The organism is Ruania halotolerans (assembly GCF_021049285.1).
Classification (GTDB): Bacteria; Actinomycetota; Actinomycetes; order Actinomycetales; family Beutenbergiaceae; genus Ruania; species Ruania halotolerans.
Map to the genome: position 1 here is coordinate 2,480,225 of NZ_CP088017.1, position 16,144 is coordinate 2,496,368.

Annotated in this window: 14 protein-coding genes; 6 read left to right on the forward strand and 8 right to left on the reverse strand. The window is 68.5% G+C overall.

Annotation, left to right across the window (positions count from 1 at the left end):
* Window positions 1–14: 14 nt before the first annotated feature.
* The 4 genes from LQF10_RS10950 to imuA' all read right to left on the reverse strand — a co-directional run bounded on the left by LQF10_RS10950 (window position 15) and on the right by imuA' (window position 4,102).
* Window positions 15–617, reverse strand: coding sequence for a ClpP family protease (locus LQF10_RS10950; RefSeq protein ID WP_231063887.1), 603 nt, complete (start codon window positions 615–617; stop codon window positions 15–17).
* Between the two features lie 111 nt (window positions 618–728).
* On the reverse strand, window positions 729–1,340 hold the full coding sequence (locus tag LQF10_RS10955; RefSeq protein WP_231063888.1) for a hypothetical protein: 612 nt from the start codon (window positions 1,338–1,340) through the stop codon (window positions 729–731).
* 24 nt (window positions 1,341–1,364) lie between these two features.
* A complete protein-coding gene (locus tag LQF10_RS10960; RefSeq protein ID WP_231063889.1) occupies window positions 1,365–2,993 on the reverse strand; it encodes a DNA polymerase Y family protein in 1,629 nt (542 codons plus the stop codon).
* Between the two features lie 5 nt (window positions 2,994–2,998).
* On the reverse strand, window positions 2,999–4,102 hold the full coding sequence (gene imuA', locus LQF10_RS10965) for a DnaE2-dependent mutagenesis accessory factor ImuA' (protein ID WP_231063890.1): 1,104 nt from the start codon (window positions 4,100–4,102) through the stop codon (window positions 2,999–3,001).
* A gap of 186 nt (window positions 4,103–4,288) precedes the next feature.
* Between imuA' and LQF10_RS10970 the strand changes: the two genes are divergently transcribed.
* Genes LQF10_RS10970 through LQF10_RS10980 form a run of 3 tightly spaced genes read left to right on the forward strand, consistent with a single transcriptional unit; the run spans window position 4,289 to window position 6,353 of the window.
* Window positions 4,289–4,816, forward strand: a complete 528-nt coding sequence (locus tag LQF10_RS10970) for a YbhB/YbcL family Raf kinase inhibitor-like protein (RefSeq protein ID WP_231063891.1) — start codon at window positions 4,289–4,291, stop codon at window positions 4,814–4,816.
* Entirely contained in the window at window positions 4,816–5,373 is a 558-nt protein-coding gene (locus LQF10_RS10975; protein ID WP_231063892.1) for a YbaK/EbsC family protein, read from the forward strand. Before LQF10_RS10970 ends, LQF10_RS10975 begins: the two co-directional genes overlap by 1 nt.
* 11 nt (window positions 5,374–5,384) lie before the next feature.
* Entirely contained in the window at window positions 5,385–6,353 is a 969-nt protein-coding gene (locus LQF10_RS10980) for a hypothetical protein (RefSeq protein WP_231063893.1), read from the forward strand.
* A 31-nt stretch (window positions 6,354–6,384) separates the two neighbouring features.
* Here the strand turns inward: LQF10_RS10980 and LQF10_RS10985 are convergent, their stop codons facing one another.
* The 3 genes from LQF10_RS10985 to LQF10_RS10995 are packed head-to-tail and all read right to left on the reverse strand — an operon-like array spanning window position 6,385 to window position 9,748.
* A complete protein-coding gene (locus LQF10_RS10985; protein ID WP_231063894.1) occupies window positions 6,385–7,488 on the reverse strand; it encodes a dihydrodipicolinate synthase family protein in 1,104 nt (367 codons plus the stop codon).
* On the reverse strand, window positions 7,488–8,537 hold the full coding sequence (locus LQF10_RS10990; protein ID WP_231063895.1) for an NAD-dependent epimerase/dehydratase family protein: 1,050 nt from the start codon (window positions 8,535–8,537) through the stop codon (window positions 7,488–7,490). The genes LQF10_RS10985 and LQF10_RS10990 overlap by 1 nt, the downstream gene beginning before the upstream one ends.
* Window positions 8,534–9,748: an Nramp family divalent metal transporter gene (locus tag LQF10_RS10995; protein WP_231063896.1), complete on the reverse strand. Its 1,215-nt coding sequence runs from the start codon at window positions 9,746–9,748 to the stop codon at window positions 8,534–8,536. The genes LQF10_RS10990 and LQF10_RS10995 overlap by 4 nt, the downstream gene beginning before the upstream one ends.
* Window positions 9,749–9,871: 123 nt before the next feature.
* On the opposite strand from LQF10_RS10995, the gene LQF10_RS11000 reads away from it, so the two are divergent.
* From LQF10_RS11000 to LQF10_RS11010, 3 genes are all read left to right on the forward strand, one after another.
* Window positions 9,872–10,876 carry a LacI family DNA-binding transcriptional regulator gene (locus LQF10_RS11000; RefSeq protein ID WP_231063897.1) on the forward strand — a complete coding sequence of 335 codons (1,005 nt, stop codon included), beginning with the start codon at window positions 9,872–9,874 and terminating at the stop codon, window positions 10,874–10,876.
* Window positions 10,877–10,981: 105 nt separating this feature from the next.
* Window positions 10,982–11,506, forward strand: coding sequence for a PadR family transcriptional regulator (locus tag LQF10_RS11005; RefSeq protein ID WP_231063898.1), 525 nt, complete (start codon window positions 10,982–10,984; stop codon window positions 11,504–11,506).
* Complete coding sequence (locus LQF10_RS11010; protein ID WP_231063899.1) at window positions 11,499–12,551, forward strand: BtrH N-terminal domain-containing protein; 1,053 nt, start codon at window positions 11,499–11,501, stop codon at window positions 12,549–12,551. The genes LQF10_RS11005 and LQF10_RS11010 overlap by 8 nt, the downstream gene beginning before the upstream one ends.
* 13 nt (window positions 12,552–12,564) lie before the next feature.
* On the opposite strand, the gene metH is transcribed toward LQF10_RS11010, so the two are convergent.
* Window positions 12,565–16,095 carry a methionine synthase gene (gene metH, locus LQF10_RS11015; RefSeq protein WP_231063900.1) on the reverse strand — a complete coding sequence of 1,177 codons (3,531 nt, stop codon included), beginning with the start codon at window positions 16,093–16,095 and terminating at the stop codon, window positions 12,565–12,567.
* Window positions 16,096–16,144: the final 49 nt, after the last annotated feature.

Here is a 16,144-nt window from a genome sequence, read left to right on the forward strand (position 1 = left end):
GTGGCTCCACGTACTCATCGCTGCGCCCCCAACCCGGCCCGGCGACGCCCCGGGATCACCTGCGCCATCGACGTGACGATCTCGTCGACGAACCCGTACTCCTGGGCTTGTTCGGCGGTGAACCAGCGGTCCCGGTCGGAGTCGCGTTCGATGCGTTCCACGGGTTGCCCGGTGTGTTCGGCGATCAGCGCCAGCATGGTGGTCTTGGTGTGCTCGAGGTTCTCGGCCTGGATGGCGATGTCCACGGCGGTGCCCTGCAACCCGGCCGACCCCTGATGCATGAGGATGCGGGCGTGCGGGAGGGCGTAACGCTTACCTGGAGTACCGGCGCAGAGCAGCACCTGACCCATGCTCGCGGCCAGCCCCATCCCGAGGGTGATCACATCGTTGGGGATGAGCCGCATCGTGTCGTACATGGCCAGTCCGGCCGGTACCGATCCGCCAGGTGAGTGGATGAACAGGGCGATGTCCGCGGCCGGATCCTGAGCGGAGAGCAACATGAGTTGGCTGCACACCCGGGCGGCAAGCGGATCATCGACCTCCTCGGAAATGACGATCACGCGTTGCTGCATGAGTTGATCGGCGAGCCGCTCGGTCAGCGGCAGTGTCTCGTTCATGGGAGCTCCATTCCTCGTGGAGTTCCACCATGCTCAGCTCGGCCGTGACCGCGGGGCGGGTACGCCCGAGGGCAGATCTGCTCAGGGCAGATCGAGTCAGTGTTGATCGAGTCAGTGTTCGACCCTGGGCAGATCGAGCAGCAGAAGATCGCCGACGGCGACCGTTCCGTCGGTCAGTGCCCTCGCCCGGTAGCCGCGTGCCCCTCCGCCCAGCTCCGCCTTCGCGCGGGTGACCGCAACGCTCGCCGAAGCGGACGAGTTCTCACCGGCGCAGAATCGGGAGAACTCCACACAGGGATCAGCCACTCGCCCGCCCGCGAACCGAAGCGGTCCACGCACAGTGGAGATCGTGAACTCCTCAGGGAAAGCCAGTCCGGCAAGTCCCGCGGAGGCGTCCACCAGAATCGATTCTCCGGCCACGCCATCCACCAGGTGAGCGCCGTAGCGCTCGCGCAACGCCAGGTAGTCACCGGTACCCATCACTGTGATGCCGGCGGTTGCCTTCGGGTCCCGGCTCAACGGATGGTCGCCGTGGTGGACGTCCATCGTTGAGCGGGCGCCGGTGTGATCCCGCCACTCGCCGTACCCGCCGCGAGGAGTCAGTCGGAGCCGGTCCACCTGCTGCAATACCTGCGGGGAATAGACCCGCAGCGGGGGCCGCCCCGGCTTCATGGGTGCAGTCTGGATCTGCAGACGCACGATCGGGTACGCAACGACAGGCATGGACGCGATCGTACGCATGCGCCATCAGTCGTAGATCCCTTCAGCCCACCACTGCTCTCCGTCTCCGGCAAGCAGCAGGGCGGACCCGCGCTCACCGACCACCTGCAGGTAGTGCCGCGGGCGACCTCCCGTCCACCATCGCTCGTGCACCGGCCACGGTCCGGCCCACCGGGAGACGGTGAACCGGCCGGGCACCTCGGGAATAGCCACCTCCACCCGGGCCGGGCGGCCGGACAAGGTACCTCGGGCGTCGACGTGCACCGGCTCCCCCGCGGCGTCCAGCACCCGCGCAGGGATCGGTTGGGCAGGCACTGTGGCCGGCAGCGGCCTGGGGATCTGGCCCGGCCACGGTGCGTTCGGGTCACGCAGCGGACTCACCTCGTCCCCCCAGGCCACCAGGCGCACCCGGTCCCGTGGGGCGCGACCACCTTCCAGCACCGGCGCCAGCACACCGTCCTCGCCGAGCATCCCCTGCACTCGCAGCGCAGCTCTGCCCGCCTGCCGTTCCCCCCGCCCGACTCGCCCCCACAAACCTTCAGCGACAGTGGCGGCGGGGCTGACCTCTTCCGCCGTGATCTCCAGATGGGTCAGTGCCGCACTCGGTGCCCGGCCGCTGCGGCCACTGAGCCACCCGTCGAGCTGCCAGCGCACCCGGTCCGTCAGCTCGGCAGCGGTGAGCGCACCCTCGATCCGCCAGGTACGCACCAGCTCTGCGCCATCCTCGGTACGCACCCGCACCCGCAGCCGCCCGCACAGCACCCCGCGGCGCATCATCCGCCCCTGCAGATCCTCAGCAAGGCGCCGGGCGGCGAACGCCGCCGTGTCCATCCGCCCCGCGGGCGGGTCCAACTCGGCAGCACTGGTCAGTTCCGGTTCCCCCCGGCGCCCCGAGGGCGGTGCACCATCCAACCCGAGGGCCAACCGGCGCGCCCGATCGCCCAGCGAGCCGAACCGGGAGGCTACCTGCCCCGAGCGCATCGCGGCCAGACCGCCGAGGGTGAATATCCCCAACCGGCGCAGCACTCCGGTGAACTCGGTCATCTCTGCCCGTGCTTGCCGAGTCGTGGTGACGTGGACGAGATCACGGATATCCCGATCAGTGAGGAATGCTGCGGAGCGCCCCGGCGAGACGATCACGGACTCCCTAGCCGCGAGCAACGCAGCAAGCTGACCGTCGGCGATCCCCACCTGAGCTTCGGCACCGGCATCGGCCGCGGCGTCGATCAGTGCCTCGGCCACTGCCTCCTCGGAACCGAGATAGCGGCTCGGCCCCCCAGCCGCGAGCACAACCATGCCAGGGCGTGTCACCTGGACCTGCGGCACCTCCTCCTCCACGGCCTGCACCACCGGCTCGAACGCGCGCACATCCCGCCCCTCATCGATCGGCACGAGGATGAGTTCAGGGCAGAGCGCCTGGGCGCTGCGGCGCCGCATTCCGCGCCGTACTCCCTCGGCGCGGGCCCGTGCCGAGGCGGCGACGATCCCCCGTGCATCGTGGATCGCCACCGGCTCGTGCGCGCTCACCACGCCTTCGATCACCGCCGCCGCGACTGGCCAGTCCGGCACCCAGAGCACAGCTAGGCGCGTGGCCGCCTCATTCTGCACACTGCGCTGCGGTATCGCCGGCCGAGATTCGGGAACTGCTGCACTCATCACACTCACCCCGCTCGCATCAGGTCATCGCGTGCGACCACACCGGTGGCACCATCCGGACCGTTGTTCGGCACGTCGACTCCGCCGCCGTACGGACTCCCCGCCGCGGTCGTCACGGCCGAATCGAGTTCACGCCACTGCAGATCCACGGCGCCCGCGCGTGTGAGTCGCGCCGCTGCTGTGCCAACTGCTGGACCTGCTCCTGGAGCTTCTGCCGCACCTGCTCCGGCCGTTAGCCTGGCCCCAGCCCCGGCAGGCTCCGCACCCTCCGGCGCCGGCCCCCACCCGCGAGCGCCAAGCATCGCGTGCACCGTGATCGACCTGCCCACCCGCCGATGGTGGGCGGTGATCGCCAGCTCCCCGGCCTGGATCACTCCGCTGCCCTGACCGATCCCGTGCCACTGGCGGGGAACCACCTCGAGCAGCACATCGGCCCCTGGCCAGGGCGAGGTGGTCAGCAGGACGACCTCACGCACTCGTACCCGCGCGGCGATCGTGCGACGTTCCCGGTCCGCGAGCGCCGCCGTCTGCCCAAGGATCACCACGTCCACCCCGTCCACCACCGCCCCGAGCACTGCGGCGGCGTCCGGGCCGGTCCTTGGCACCACGACGGTGCGTTCCAGAGGAATTCCCAACTCAGCGGCGGCGGCGAGGCCGAGATCGGGAAGATCCACGATCGAGCACCATGCCCCGCCTGCTACGGCGGAGGCAGCCAACGAGAGCAGCACCGAGGTACCACCGATCACCTGGACGGCGCTCCCCCGGCGCAACCCGGCAGGGAACAGCGGAGCCAGCACGGCGGGAACGTCGAACGCCCGCTCGGGGTCGAGACCAGCAGCGGCATCGGACGATGTGCGGGAAACGTCCGCCGCCGGGGCCGTCACTGCGATGGGCATCGCCGAGGTCACCCCTGGGGTCATCCGTGGGGCCGTCGCTGAGGTTGCTCTCTGCGATACCGCTGCCGCGGTCACCGATCGGTCCAACCGGGTGCGCACACCCACACCGGCCTCGGCGGCGGCGAGCACGCGGCGCGCAGCATCCAGCTTGCTCACCGCGTCCAGCTTGCTCCTTGCATCCAGCCCAGCGGCCTCGTTCGTTCTGGCGCTCATCGTCCCTCCTCTCTGTGGTGCACGGTAGGAGCGACCACCGACAGTCGAACATCGGTTCGATCAGTGAACGCCGAGACACACCCCTTGTCAAGTAGCTTCCGCGGCACAGATCCCGCCCGAATCGTCGTAGGTTAGAAGGGCAGTCCGCCATCAACCGGCGGCCACTCACCAACCGGAGGAGATGTCATGGACCTGGACCGCCCCCTGGCCCCGCACCCCTACGAGATCCTGCCCACAGTCCCCACCTTCGCTCTGAGCAGCCCGGACATCACCGAGGGCGCCGCGATGGACCCACGGCACGCCGCCGATGGTGAGAACATCTCCCCCGCCCTGACCTGGACGGACCCCCCGGAGGGCACCCAAGGCCTCCTGGTGACCTGCTTCGACCCGGATGCCCCCACGCCGGCCGGATACTGGCATTGGACCGTCACCGATCTGGATTCCTCTGTCACTTCACTGGAGGCGGGCGCCGGCGAGAGCGACATCGCCCTGCCCGGTGCCGCGTTCCACCTGCGCACCGACGGCGGTGCTTACGCCTACGAGGGCGCCGCGCCTCCTCCCGGAGACCGCAAGCACCGGTACGTCTTCGCTGTGCATGCCCTGGACGTGCCCACATTGGAACTCAGCCCGGAGGACAGCGCCACCAAGGCCAGTTTCCTGGCCCTGTTCCACACCATCGCCCGTGGCGTGCTGACCGCGACCTATCAGCGCTGATGCGATTCGGCACTCTTGACTGGGCCCCTGCCCTGGACCACCCCCACCTGCTGGCCGGTCCGGTCGCCGAAGCGTTGGCGAGATGGGCGCAGGACGCACCGGACGCCGTCGGGCAGGTGCTCGTGGCCGAGATCGATCCGGACCTGGCCGACACGGCCGATATGACCGCCGCCTACGACCTCCCGCTGGAGGCCTCGGCGAACTGTGTGCTGGTGGCCGGCAAGCGCAGCGGCGCCGAGCGGATCGCGGCCGCGGTGGTCCGGGCGACCACCCGGGCGGATGTGAACTCCACCATCAAGAGGCTCCTGGACGTGCGCAAGGCGTCCTTCCTACCGACCGATCGCGCCGTGGACGATTCAGGGATGCAGTACGGCGGGATCACCCCGATCGGACTACCGGCCGACTACCGAGTGCTGCTGGATGCTCGGATCAGCGCCGGCCCGGCGATTATCGGCAGCGGGATCCGTGGCTCGAAGATCCTGCTTCCCGGCGACGTACTCGCCGCGCTCCCCGGTGCCGACATCCTGGAAGGGCTGGCGCAGGAGGTCGCCGCGTAGGATTGCTCAGGATGAGCGACGACGCCACCACCCTGCCCGAGGTCTCCGGCCCATTCCTGCAACCGGCCCGCAGGTGGCCCGCCGAGCCGCGGTGGGGGCACGCCGCAGGACTCCAAGTGGGCCTGCACCCACTCCCCGGCCCCCGCGGCTTGCTGCGGATCTACACCCCGTACCTGAACCAGCCGCGCGAGCGGATGATGAACTTCATTGCAGTGGAGCCGATCCCCGCCGGGCAGACCAGCCGCGGGTTCTCCGAGTTGGAACACTCCGCTCTGGACGATTCCCCGGGCAAGCGGTTCTGGTCCAGCAATGACCCCGCCGACACGAGTCCGCGCGAGCCGGCCGAACCCGCTCAGGGTGTGATCGAGACCACCGACGGCGTCCCGCATCTTCGTGTGTACGTGCAGGTGGAGCCGTTCGCCAACGGGGCCGAGGTGTCCCTGCGCCTCACCTTCCGCGCCGACCAGCCTCACGAAGTGGCGATCGCCACCTTCGCCCGGGAGTCCTCGGTGCCGCTCGACCAGGTGATCACCACGGCCACGATGGGTAACTACGCCCGGTTGCGGCTGTTGCGCCTGGCCGATCGGATCGTCACGCCAGGCGAGCTGTGGCCGGACTTCCCCGGAGCGGATTCCTCGAGGCACCACTTCACCCCGCACGCCCGCTTCGGGGTGGACGAACTGGTCCGCACCGCCGACGGCGTGCTGTTCGCGGCGAGTCCGGACGAAGCAGATCCGGTGAACGTCACCTACGCCGACGACGTCCGGCCGAACTGGCACTTCCAGGGCGATCGGGCCGTGCAGTACTGGCGCGCAGCCGACCCCGACCCGGCGATCCAAGGGCTGGTGAACGCCCGGGCCTCCTACTGGGCCAGTGAGTCCGGGATCCCCGGTGGCCCCTCCTACGAGAACGTCGAGCTGGTCGAGCCGTTCCGTCAGGGTCGCGAGCTGGTGTTCGGTATCGAGCCGCTCACGTCCTGAACTCGCCGACGGCGCAGGGGCGGCCTGGCCGTCAACGCAGCCAGTCCTGGAGGTGTTCGGCCACGAACTCCTCGTCGAGCAGCTCCGGGTAGTCCGCACGCACCCGAGCGATCAGGTCGGCCTGGCCGGGTGAGAGCCGCTCCCGATCAGACAGGCAGCGTGCCGAGGTGAGCAGTCCTTGCTGGCGGAGTACCTCGTTCACCCCGGCCACACAACCGGCGAAGTCGTGCTCGACGTCGAAGACGGCCGCGTTGACCTGCACGAGCGCGTTCGCCTGCGCGAGCAGATCCATCGGCACCGAGTCCGCGTCGACGGCCGCCCGCACCTGCGCGACCAGGTCCACGGCCGCCCGGGCACCGACCGCCCATTGCCCGAGCAGTCCGCCGCGTACCCGCAGTTCCCGGCCATACCCTCGGGTGGGCGTGAGCAGATCATGCACGATCGAGTCGTCGTTGCCGGTGAGGAGCACGACGGCGTCCCATCGCTCGTGTGCGAGCAGCACCTGCGCCACGTCGTTGGTCCGGTAGCGGTCAAACGGTGCCGTCTTGACGGCCACCACGGATTCCAGGTCGAACAGACGCTGCCAGTAGTCGCGGCTCAGGCGCTGTCCGCCGACGCTCTCCTGCAGGTAGAAGCCGATCGTGGGGAGCACCTCACCGACCGCACGGGCGCGCTCGAGCAGGGCGTCCTCGCTGCGATCGGCCATCCCCCACGGGCACAGCAGTGCGGCCTGGTAGCCGAGTGCGGCGGCCCGCTCGGCCTCGGCGACGGCTTGGGTGGTATCGCCGACGATTCCGGCGATGAGGATCGGCGGCGAGCCCACTCGACTGCTCTCAGTTTGCCCAGTGCTCGTGCTCCCGGTGCCCGCAGCCTCAGCCTCGGCAGCCGTCCCAGCACCCGTTTCGGCAGCCGTCTCGGCAGCGAGCCGCCACACGTCCACCAGCGCCTCGCGGTCCTCGTGCAACTCGAACTGGGTGGTGTGCACGCCGACCGCGAGACCGTCCACACCCGCGTCGAGGTAGTAGCGGGTGAGGGCGCGTTGTGCGCGCTCGTCGAGGGTCCCGTCGGGGGTGAGCGCCAGCGGGTGTGCGGGGATGGCGACTCCGGCCGACAGCCGCGCGGAGAGATCTGTCATCAGAACTTCCCCTCCCGCTGGGCGAACTTGGTGGCCTTCCCGAGCTGACGGCCGCCGTCGGCGACCCATCGGCCCACCCACCGGACCAGCCGGCGCAGCGGCACCGACGGGTAGCCGAACAGTTCGTGGCAGGGCCCGGCATCGCTGAGCAGCGCGTCCGCGGACTCGGTGCCGGTGAACTGCGGTTCGATGCCCATCTCCTCACCCAGCAACATGGCCAGGCGGCGCACCGAGACGGTCTCCGGTCCAGTGGCGTTGAGGATGTGCGGCGGCACTCCCGCCACCGCGATGGAGCGCAGCGCCCAGGCATTGATATCGCCCTGCCAGGCCACGTTGACCGCAGGCATGGTGACGTCCACCGGCTCACCGGATGCCATGGTGGCGGCGATATCGGCGATCACGCCGTAGCGCAGCTCGCAGGCGTAGTTGAGCCGGTAGATGGTCACCGGTGTTCCCCAGGTGTGCGCCGCATTCGTGAAGAGTCGTTCCCGGGCGAGTGCGGACTGGGCGTACTCCCCCACCGGTGCCGGGGTGTCCGCCTCGACCGACCCACCGCCGGCGAGCGGGGTGAGGTGGTAGACGTTGCCGGTGGAGTAGACCATCGTCGGCACACCGCGGTAGCGGTTCGCGGTGAGCACCGGGATGGCGGCATTGGACCACCACGTCTGGTGTTCGGCATTCGTGGTGCCGAACTTCATCGCGGCAAGGAAGAACACACCCGCGGCATCGGGAAGATCGGCATAGGACTCCGGAGCAGCCAGATCGGCGCGATGGACGTGCACACCGGCGTCGCGCAGCAGGTCCGCACCGGCCGGGTCGGAGAACCGGGAGACGGCGATCACCCGGGCATCGGACCCGGCGCCATCCAGTGCGCGGCGGGCCATCATCGCCATACTCGGCCCGATTTTGCCTCCGGCACCGAGGATCACGATGTCGCCACCGAGCGCGGCGAGCGCGGCGCCGACCCCGTCGGTGGGTCGAGAGAGCAGTTCGTCGAGCCCGTGCTCGTCGGTGGGTGCCTCGATCGGCGTGGTGGGCGTGACGGTCATAGCAGGTTCCTGAGGTAGGTGATGGCGAGCAGGACGAGGAAGATCACGCCCACGACGGCAAGGACGAATTGTGCGATTGGCACCCGCAGCTCGCCTCGTTCGGGGGCGCGGCTCAGTCGGAGCAGCACGAGCCCGATCAGTGGGACCACGAAGATGGTGACGGCCTGGGCGGTGACGATCAGCGGCAACGGGAGCCCACCGAACACCACGGCCACGATCCCGCCGATCACGATCACTGCGGTGATGCAGATCTTGACCGGGCGTGAGTTCAGCCCGCCGCCTTCGATACCGAATGCTCCGGCGAGCATGCTGCCGCCGATGGTGGAGTTGCCGAGTAGCGAGGAGAACGCTGCTGCCCACAGTCCAAGTGCGAAGAGGACGGCGGCCCAGCCGCCGATGGCGGGTTCGAGGATGGAAGCCATATCCGCCGGTGAGGTGACCGTGACCCCCTGCGGGTGCAACACGGCCGCCGCGGCGATCATGATGGCGAAGGAGAGGCTGCCGAGGATGAGGGTTCCCGTGATCGCGTCCCGCCGGGCCGTGCGGTAGTCCGCAACTGTCCAGCCTTTCTCCCGGACGAGCTGGATCTGGTAGAGCGCACCGACGACCGAGAACGTGGTGGCGACGGCGCCCACCACGAGCGCGGAGGAGCCGCTCGGGATACGTGGGACAAGTCCGCGCAGCACGGCACCGAAGTCCGGCTGGGAGACGATGAGGGTGACCAGGAAGATCGCGAGCATCGCGAGGATGATCACCACCATCACCCGTTCCAGGCGGCGGTAGAAGGCAGGGAGCCAGAGGAAGCCGACTGCGAGCAGGGTGAACAGTGCTGCGAAGAGGGTGGGGTTGCCGTCGAAGAGCACCGACATGGCTGCCCCGGTACCCACGGAGTTACTGCCCTGGAAGCTGGCTGTCACCGCGAATGCCCCCAGCCCGACTCCGATCGCGACGATGCGCCCGAACCGCCGCCGGATCGTCTCGATCGGCCCGGCATCCGTGCTGAGTCCGATGCGCACGCAGAGGTCCACGAAGCAGAGCATGAGGACGGTGGCAACGACCGGCACCCAGATGAGGTCGTAGGCGAACTGGGCGCCCAGGGAACTCGTGGTGGTGATGCTGCCGGGCCCGAAGATCAGCGCGGCGGTGATGAAGGCCGGGCCGAGCCGGGATGTGAGACGCCCGCGCGACGTCGTCGGTGCGGAGCTCGTCATGAGAAAGCCTTTTCTTAGGGGTTTAAGAAGGACCGTAGGGGAAGGCCGCACTGCCGTCAAGGCGTTCGCGCGCCACCCTCCCTGGCGCACATCCACGCCGCGGCGTTGCTCTACCCTCGTGCCATGACCAACCTGCGTGATGTCGCGCGCCACGCCGGAGTGTCGGTCCCGACCGCTTCACGAGTGCTCTCCGGCAGCGATTACCCCGTGGCCGAGCAGCTACGTACCAGGGTGCTCGCAGCTGCAGATGAGCTGGATTACGTCCCGAACGCGCAGGCGCAGGGGCTGCTCACCGGGAACCCAGGGACGGTCGGCGTGCTCGTCGGGACGGTGGATGACCCGTACTTCTCCGAGATCGTCAACGGCGTCCAGGACGTCGCGACCGCCCGCCACCTGCTCGTCACGATCTGCAATACCGAGCGTGATGTGGATCGCGAACTGGCCTACTTCCGGCTGCTTCAGGCACACCGCACCGGGATCGTGATCATTGCCGGCTCCGGTCTGCAGGATGCGCGGTACATCGAAGGGATGACGGGGCGCGTGCGCTCCTTCGAACGCAGCGGTGGACGCGTCGTCGCGATCGGTCATCCACTCATCGACGTCGACCGAGTCCTCGCGGATAACGCCGGCGGCGCGCAGGACCTGGGGCGTCACCTGACAGGCCTGGGCCACCGGGAGGTCGGGGTGCTGGCAGGTGTTGCGGAGGTCAATTCCACGGTGGAACGACTGAACGGTCTTCGCGAGTCCATCGACGGCGCAGGTGGCCGTCTCCATCTGCGCCACGGCGCACCCACCCGGGACGAGGGCTACCTGGGTGCCGGCGAACTACTCGAGGCCCATCCGGAGATCACCGCCCTGGTCGGTACCGCCGACCAGATGGCCATTGGAGCAACGTCGTGGCTGCGGGATCACGGCAGAGATGTTCCCGAGGAGATCGCGGTCGCCGGGTTCAACGACATCGCCGTCTCGCGGGACCTGGATCTGACCTCGGTCCGGTTGCCATTGCGCGACATGGGTGTGATGGCGCTCGAGGTGGCCCTCTCCCCCGCCCCCGAGGATCCGGTGGTGCGCGAGCTGGAAACCGAGCTCATCGTGCGGGGGACCACGGTGGCCCGCGCGGGCAGCTGACGCCCAGGGCGCATGAACGGCGCCCCCTCACTCCCGGACGAGAGGGCCACGCCAGCCCGGGCGAGAGCCACGCCATCCTCGCTATTCTATTGCTAGAATAGACCGATGGAGTTGACCCCTTCCGAGCTGACCATCCTGGGACTCGTCGTCGAGCAACCCCGGCACGGCTATGACCTGGAGCGGGTCATCGAACAACGCGGCATCCGGCAGTGGACGGAGATCGGCTTCTCCTCGATCTACTACCTGCTGGCCAAGCTCGAGAAGCGGGACCTCCTGCACGCGGATGCGGCCGGCACCGGCAGCAAGTCTCGGCGCGTGTTCCGGGCCACCGCAGAGGGAGAGCGCGTCGCAGCCGATGCCTCGCGGGCATTCATCGCCGAACTCTCGGTGGTCCCGCACCCGGTCCTGGTCGGACTGGCCAACCTGCCGCTCCTGCCCGAAGGCGCATACGACGAGGCGCTCCGCTGCAGGCTCATCCAGCTCGACGATCGCATCGCCGCAGTCGTGGAAGCCACGCAATCGCAAGCGCCCCTCCCACGTCCCGCACACGAGGTCTTCTCCTACTCCCTCAGCCTCCTGGAGGCGGAAAGGTCGTGGCTCGCTGCCCGAGTCCAGGTATCCGATGACTGACGAGACCGCCCCCGCGAATCGCGGCATGACGATCGTTGACGGAGTCCCGACCTCAGGCGGACTGCACTGCGAGACGACGGCGCTCGGTGTGCTCCTGGCTCATTCCGGACTCACCCTTTCTGAACCCATGATCTTCGGACTGGCGTCCGGGTTGTCCTTCGTCTACTGGGACTCGACGTCGCAACGTCTGCCGTTCCTGGGCGGACGGGTGAAGCCGTTCGTGCTCACCCAGAATCTCGCCACGCGTCTCACGCTTGACCTCCAGGTGCACGAGACGACATCGCCTCGCAAGGCCTGGGACCAGGTTCGCGCCTCGATCGACCGCGGCCATCCCATCGGCCTGCAGCTGGACAGCCATGACCTGGAGTACTTCACCACCCGCGTGCACTTTGCCGGACATGTCGCCGCGATGTATGGATACGACGACGAGCGCGCATATCTGGTCGACACCGCGCAGCAGGGTGGCCGCGTGTCCACGAGCCTGGACAGCCTGGCCCGCGCACGAGCCGCGAAGGGCCCGATGTCAGCCCGCCACCGGTCCTTCACCCTGGGGGTGCCGGAATCGAGCAGGACGACCCCCGAACACCTCGTCTCGGTGATCATTCCCGCGATCACTGCGTGCGCCGAGGCGTTCCTCACGCCCCCGATCGCCAACCTGGGCAACCGGGGAATCCGCACGGCGGCCACACGTATGCGCTCCTGGTTCGACCGGGTCGAGGACCCCGGACGCGATCTCCCCGTCATCGCCACGTTGATGGAACGGGCAGGCACTGGCGGCGCTCTGTTCCGCAATCTCTACCGGGACTTCCTCACCGAGTCCCACGCGCTGCTGACAGCGTCGGGGCAGGGGCCGAGCGTCGACCTCCTCACACAGGCCCGGGACCGCATTGCCGAGTCCGCCCTTCTCTGGACAACAGCCGCAGGCCTCATCGAACATGCGGGAACCACAGGAGACCCGGTGCACCTGTGGGAGGCGAGCCAGGTACTGGAGGACATCGCCACGATTGAGACCACCGCGATGAGGACGCTCCGATCATGGCAATGACCCACCGCCCGCCTCACACGGAGAAGTACTTCGCCTCCGGGTGATGGAACACCAGCGCGTCGGTGGACTGCTCCGGATGCAGCTGTAGTTCCTCGCTCAACGTCACCCCGATCCGTTCCGGGCGGAGCAGCTCGATGATCTTCGCCCGATCCTCCAGGTCCGGGCAGGCCGGATAGCCGAAGGAGTACCGCGCCCCCCGGTAGTCCACCTTGAACATGCCCTCCAGGTCGGCCGGGTCCTCATTGGCGAAACCGAGCTCGTCGCGCACCCGGGCGTGCCAGTATTCCGCGAGCGCCTCCGTGAGCTGCACTGAGAGCCCGTGCAGCTCCAAGTACTCGCGGTAGGCGTTCGCCTCGAACAGCTTCGCCGTGTGCTTCGCCACCCCGGACCCCATGGTCACCAGCTGCACCCCGAGCACATCGGTCTGGCCGGACGAGCGAGGTCGCACGAAATCTGCCAAGCACAGGTGCCGGTCGCGCCGTTGCCTGGGGAAAGTGAATCGCATCCGTTCGGTACCTGGCTGACCGCCACTTCCGCCGTCGGGCCCCTCGTGGTGCAGCAACACCACATCGTCACCATCGGCAACCACCGGGAAGTAGCCGTACACCACGGCTGGGGTGAGCATGTCCTCGGTGGCAACCCGGGCCATCCACTCGCGCAGCCGCGGGCGCCCCTCGGTCTCCACCAGTTCCTCGTAGGATGAGCCGCCCTCACCGCGGCCGGGCTTGAGCCCCCACTGCCCCATGAACGTGGCCCGCTCGTCCAGGAATGAGGAATATTCCGCGAGCGCGATTCCCTTGACGATCCGAGTGCCCCAGAACGGCGGTTCTGGCACCCGGTTATCGATGGCCACGTCCGCGCGAGTGGGGAGGTCCTCCAGCGGGGTCTCCTCCACCGTCACCTTCGCATGCCGGCGCTTCTTCAGTTCCGGCAGCCCGACGGCGTCCGGTGCCTCTCCCCGTGCCACCCGCACGAGGGGCTCCATCAGGCGCAGCCCTTCGAAGGCGTCCCGGGCGTAGCGCACCTGACCGTCGTACACCTCGTCGAGATCGTCCTCGACGTACACCCGGGTCAGCGCCGCGCCGCCGAGCAGCACCGGGTAGGTGCCGGCCAGGTCGCGGGAGTTGAGCTCTTCGAGGTTCTCCTTCATCACCACCGTGGACTTCACGAGCAGGCCGCTCATCCCGATCACGTCGGCCTGGTGCTCCTGGGCAGCCTCAATGAAGGCGGACACCGGCTGCTTGATCCCGATGTTGACCACCGTGTAGCCGTTGTTGGTGAGGATGATGTCCACCAGGTTCTTGCCGATGTCATGCACGTCCCCGCGCACCGTGCCGAGCACGATGGTGCCTTTGCCGCCGCCCGCCTCGACTTTCTCCATGTGGGGTTCCAGGTGCGCCACGGCGGTCTTCATGGTCTCCGCGGAGGTCAGCACGAAGGGCAGCTGCATCTCACCCTTGCCGAACCGCTCCCCGACCACCTTCATCCCGGCGAGCAACTGGTCGTTGACGATGTCGAGCGCCTTCCAGCCCTGTTCGAGGGCGGCGTCCAGGTCTGCGTGCAGGCCCTTCATCTCGCCGTCGATGATGCGGCGGGCCAACCGTTCGTCCAGCGGCAGCGCCGCGAGCTCAGCAGCGCGAGCATCCTTCAGGGCGGCGGAGTCGACCCCGGAGAACACATCCAGCAGGTGAGCTAGCGGGTCGTGGGTCAGCGCTTCTCCGTCGTAGACCCGCTTATCCCAGACCAGGTCATAGGCGGCCTGCCGCTGCTCATCGGGGATGGAAGCGAGCGGGAGGATCTTCGCGGCGTGCACGATCGCCGAGTCCAGCCCGGCCTCGACCGCCTCGTGCAGGAACACGGAGTTGAGCACCACGCGGGCGGCCGGATTGAGGCCGAACGAGATGTTCGAGACGCCGAGGGTGGTGTGCACCCCCGGATAGCGGCGCTTCAACTCGCGGATTGCCTCGATCGTCTCGATCGCATCACGCCGGGTCTCCTCCTGGCCGGTGGCGATCGGGAAGGTCAAAGTGTCCACGATGATGTCCTGCACCGCCATTCCCCAGGTGCCCGTGAGGTCGTCGATCAGGCGGGAGGCGATCGCCACCTTGTGCTCGGCCGTCCGGGCCTGCCCCTCCTCGTCGATGGTCAGGGCCACCACGGCGGCGCCGTGCTCGACCACGAGCGGCATGATCCGCGCATACCGCGAGTCCGGGCCGTCGCCGTCCTCGAAGTTCACCGAGTTCACCACGGCGCGCCCGCCCACCAGTTCGAGCCCGGCACCGATCACGGCCGGTTCCGTGGAGTCGATCATCAACGGCAACGTGGAGGCGCTGGCCAGACGGGAGACGACCTCGCGCACATCGGCCACGCCGTCCCGGCCCACGTAGTCCACGCAGACGTCCAGCAGGTGGGCGCCGTCACGGGTCTGCGCGCGGGCGATCTGGACGCATTCGTCCCAGTTCTCGGCCAGCATCGCCTCCCGGAACGCCTTGGAACCGTTCGCGTTGGTGCGCTCGCCGATCGCGAGGAAGGAGGCGTCCTGGTCGAAGTCGGTGTGGGCGTACAGGCTCGCCACACCATGTGTGGGCTCGGGGTGACGATCGACGACGGCCCGCCCACGCACCCGGTCCACGACGGCGCGGAGATGCTCGGGGGTGGTACCGCAGCACCCACCGACGAGGGAGAGGCCGAACTCACGGGTGAACTGCTCGTGCGCGGCGGCGAGCTCGTCCGGGGTGAGCGGGTATTCGGCACCGTTCTTGCCGAGCACCGGCAGGCCGGCGTTCGGCATACAGGTGACCGGGACCGGGGAGTGCTTGGCCAGGTGGCGCAGGTGCTCACTCATCTCGGCGGGCCCGGTGGCGCAGTTCAGGCCGATGGCGTCAATGCCCAGGGCAGACAGTGTGGTGAGCGCGGCCCCGATCTCGGAGCCCATCAGCATGGTGCCGGTGGTCTCCACGGTCACCTGGGCGAAGATCGGCACCTCCAGGCCCGTCTCGGCCTGGGCCTGCTTGCAGGCGTTGATAGCCGCCTTGGTCTGCAGCAGGTCTTGGCTGGTTTCGACCAGCAGGGCGTCCGCGCCGCCGCGGATCAGGCCAGCGGCCTGCTGGGCGAAGGACGCCTTCAGCGAGGCGTAGGTGGTGTGTCCGAGGCTGGGCAGCTTGGTACCCGGGCCCATCGAGCCGAGCACCCAGCGCGGGTGGTCGCCGGTGGTGTGCGACTCTGCGCTGCGCCTCGCGATGGCAGCCCCTGCCTCGGCGAGTTCACCGATGCGTTCGATGATGTCGTAGTCGCCGAGGTTGGAGGCGTTCGCACCGAAGGTGTTCGTCTCCACGCAGTCCACACCGACGGCGAAGTACTGATCGTGCAGTGACTCGATCACCTCGGGGCGGGTGACGTTGAGGATCTCGTTACAACCCTCGAGCCCTTGAAAGTCCTCCAGGGTGAGAGCGGCGTCCTGGATCATGGTGCCCATCCCGCCGTCGGCGACCACCACTCGGGTGCGCATGGTCTCGAGCAGGGCAGCGGAACGGGGTGGACGCATGGCTTCCAGTCTAGAGACGGTGGGGCGGGCAGCCGTGCTGCGTCCTCGT

Bases quoted from the DNA above. Each gene is read 5' to 3' on its own strand.
- LQF10_RS10950 (WP_231063887.1), bottom strand. From the start codon at position 617: ATGAACGAGACACTGCCGCTGACCGAGCGGCTCGCCGATCAACTCATG.
- LQF10_RS11005 (WP_231063898.1), top strand. From the start codon at position 10,982: ATGGAGTTGACCCCTTCCGAGCTGACCATCCTGGGACTCGTCGTCGAG.
- LQF10_RS10960 (WP_231063889.1), bottom strand. From the start codon at position 2,993: ATGAGTGCAGCAGTTCCCGAATCTCGGCCGGCGATACCGCAGCGCAGT.
- metH (WP_231063900.1), bottom strand. From the start codon at position 16,095: ATGCGTCCACCCCGTTCCGCTGCCCTGCTCGAGACCATGCGCACCCGA.
- LQF10_RS10990 (WP_231063895.1), bottom strand. From the start codon at position 8,537: ATGACCGTCACGCCCACCACGCCGATCGAGGCACCCACCGACGAGCAC.
- LQF10_RS10980 (WP_231063893.1), top strand. From the start codon at position 5,385: ATGAGCGACGACGCCACCACCCTGCCCGAGGTCTCCGGCCCATTCCTG.
- LQF10_RS11000 (WP_231063897.1), top strand. From the start codon at position 9,872: ATGACCAACCTGCGTGATGTCGCGCGCCACGCCGGAGTGTCGGTCCCG.
- imuA' (WP_231063890.1), bottom strand. From the start codon at position 4,102: ATGAGCGCCAGAACGAACGAGGCCGCTGGGCTGGATGCAAGGAGCAAG.
- LQF10_RS10970 (WP_231063891.1), top strand. From the start codon at position 4,289: ATGGACCTGGACCGCCCCCTGGCCCCGCACCCCTACGAGATCCTGCCC.
- LQF10_RS11010 (WP_231063899.1), top strand. From the start codon at position 11,499: ATGACTGACGAGACCGCCCCCGCGAATCGCGGCATGACGATCGTTGAC.
- LQF10_RS10955 (WP_231063888.1), bottom strand. From the start codon at position 1,340: ATGCCTGTCGTTGCGTACCCGATCGTGCGTCTGCAGATCCAGACTGCA.
- LQF10_RS10975 (WP_231063892.1), top strand. From the start codon at position 4,816: ATGCGATTCGGCACTCTTGACTGGGCCCCTGCCCTGGACCACCCCCAC.
- LQF10_RS10995 (WP_231063896.1), bottom strand. From the start codon at position 9,748: ATGACGAGCTCCGCACCGACGACGTCGCGCGGGCGTCTCACATCCCGG.
- LQF10_RS10985 (WP_231063894.1), bottom strand. From the start codon at position 7,488: ATGACAGATCTCTCCGCGCGGCTGTCGGCCGGAGTCGCCATCCCCGCA.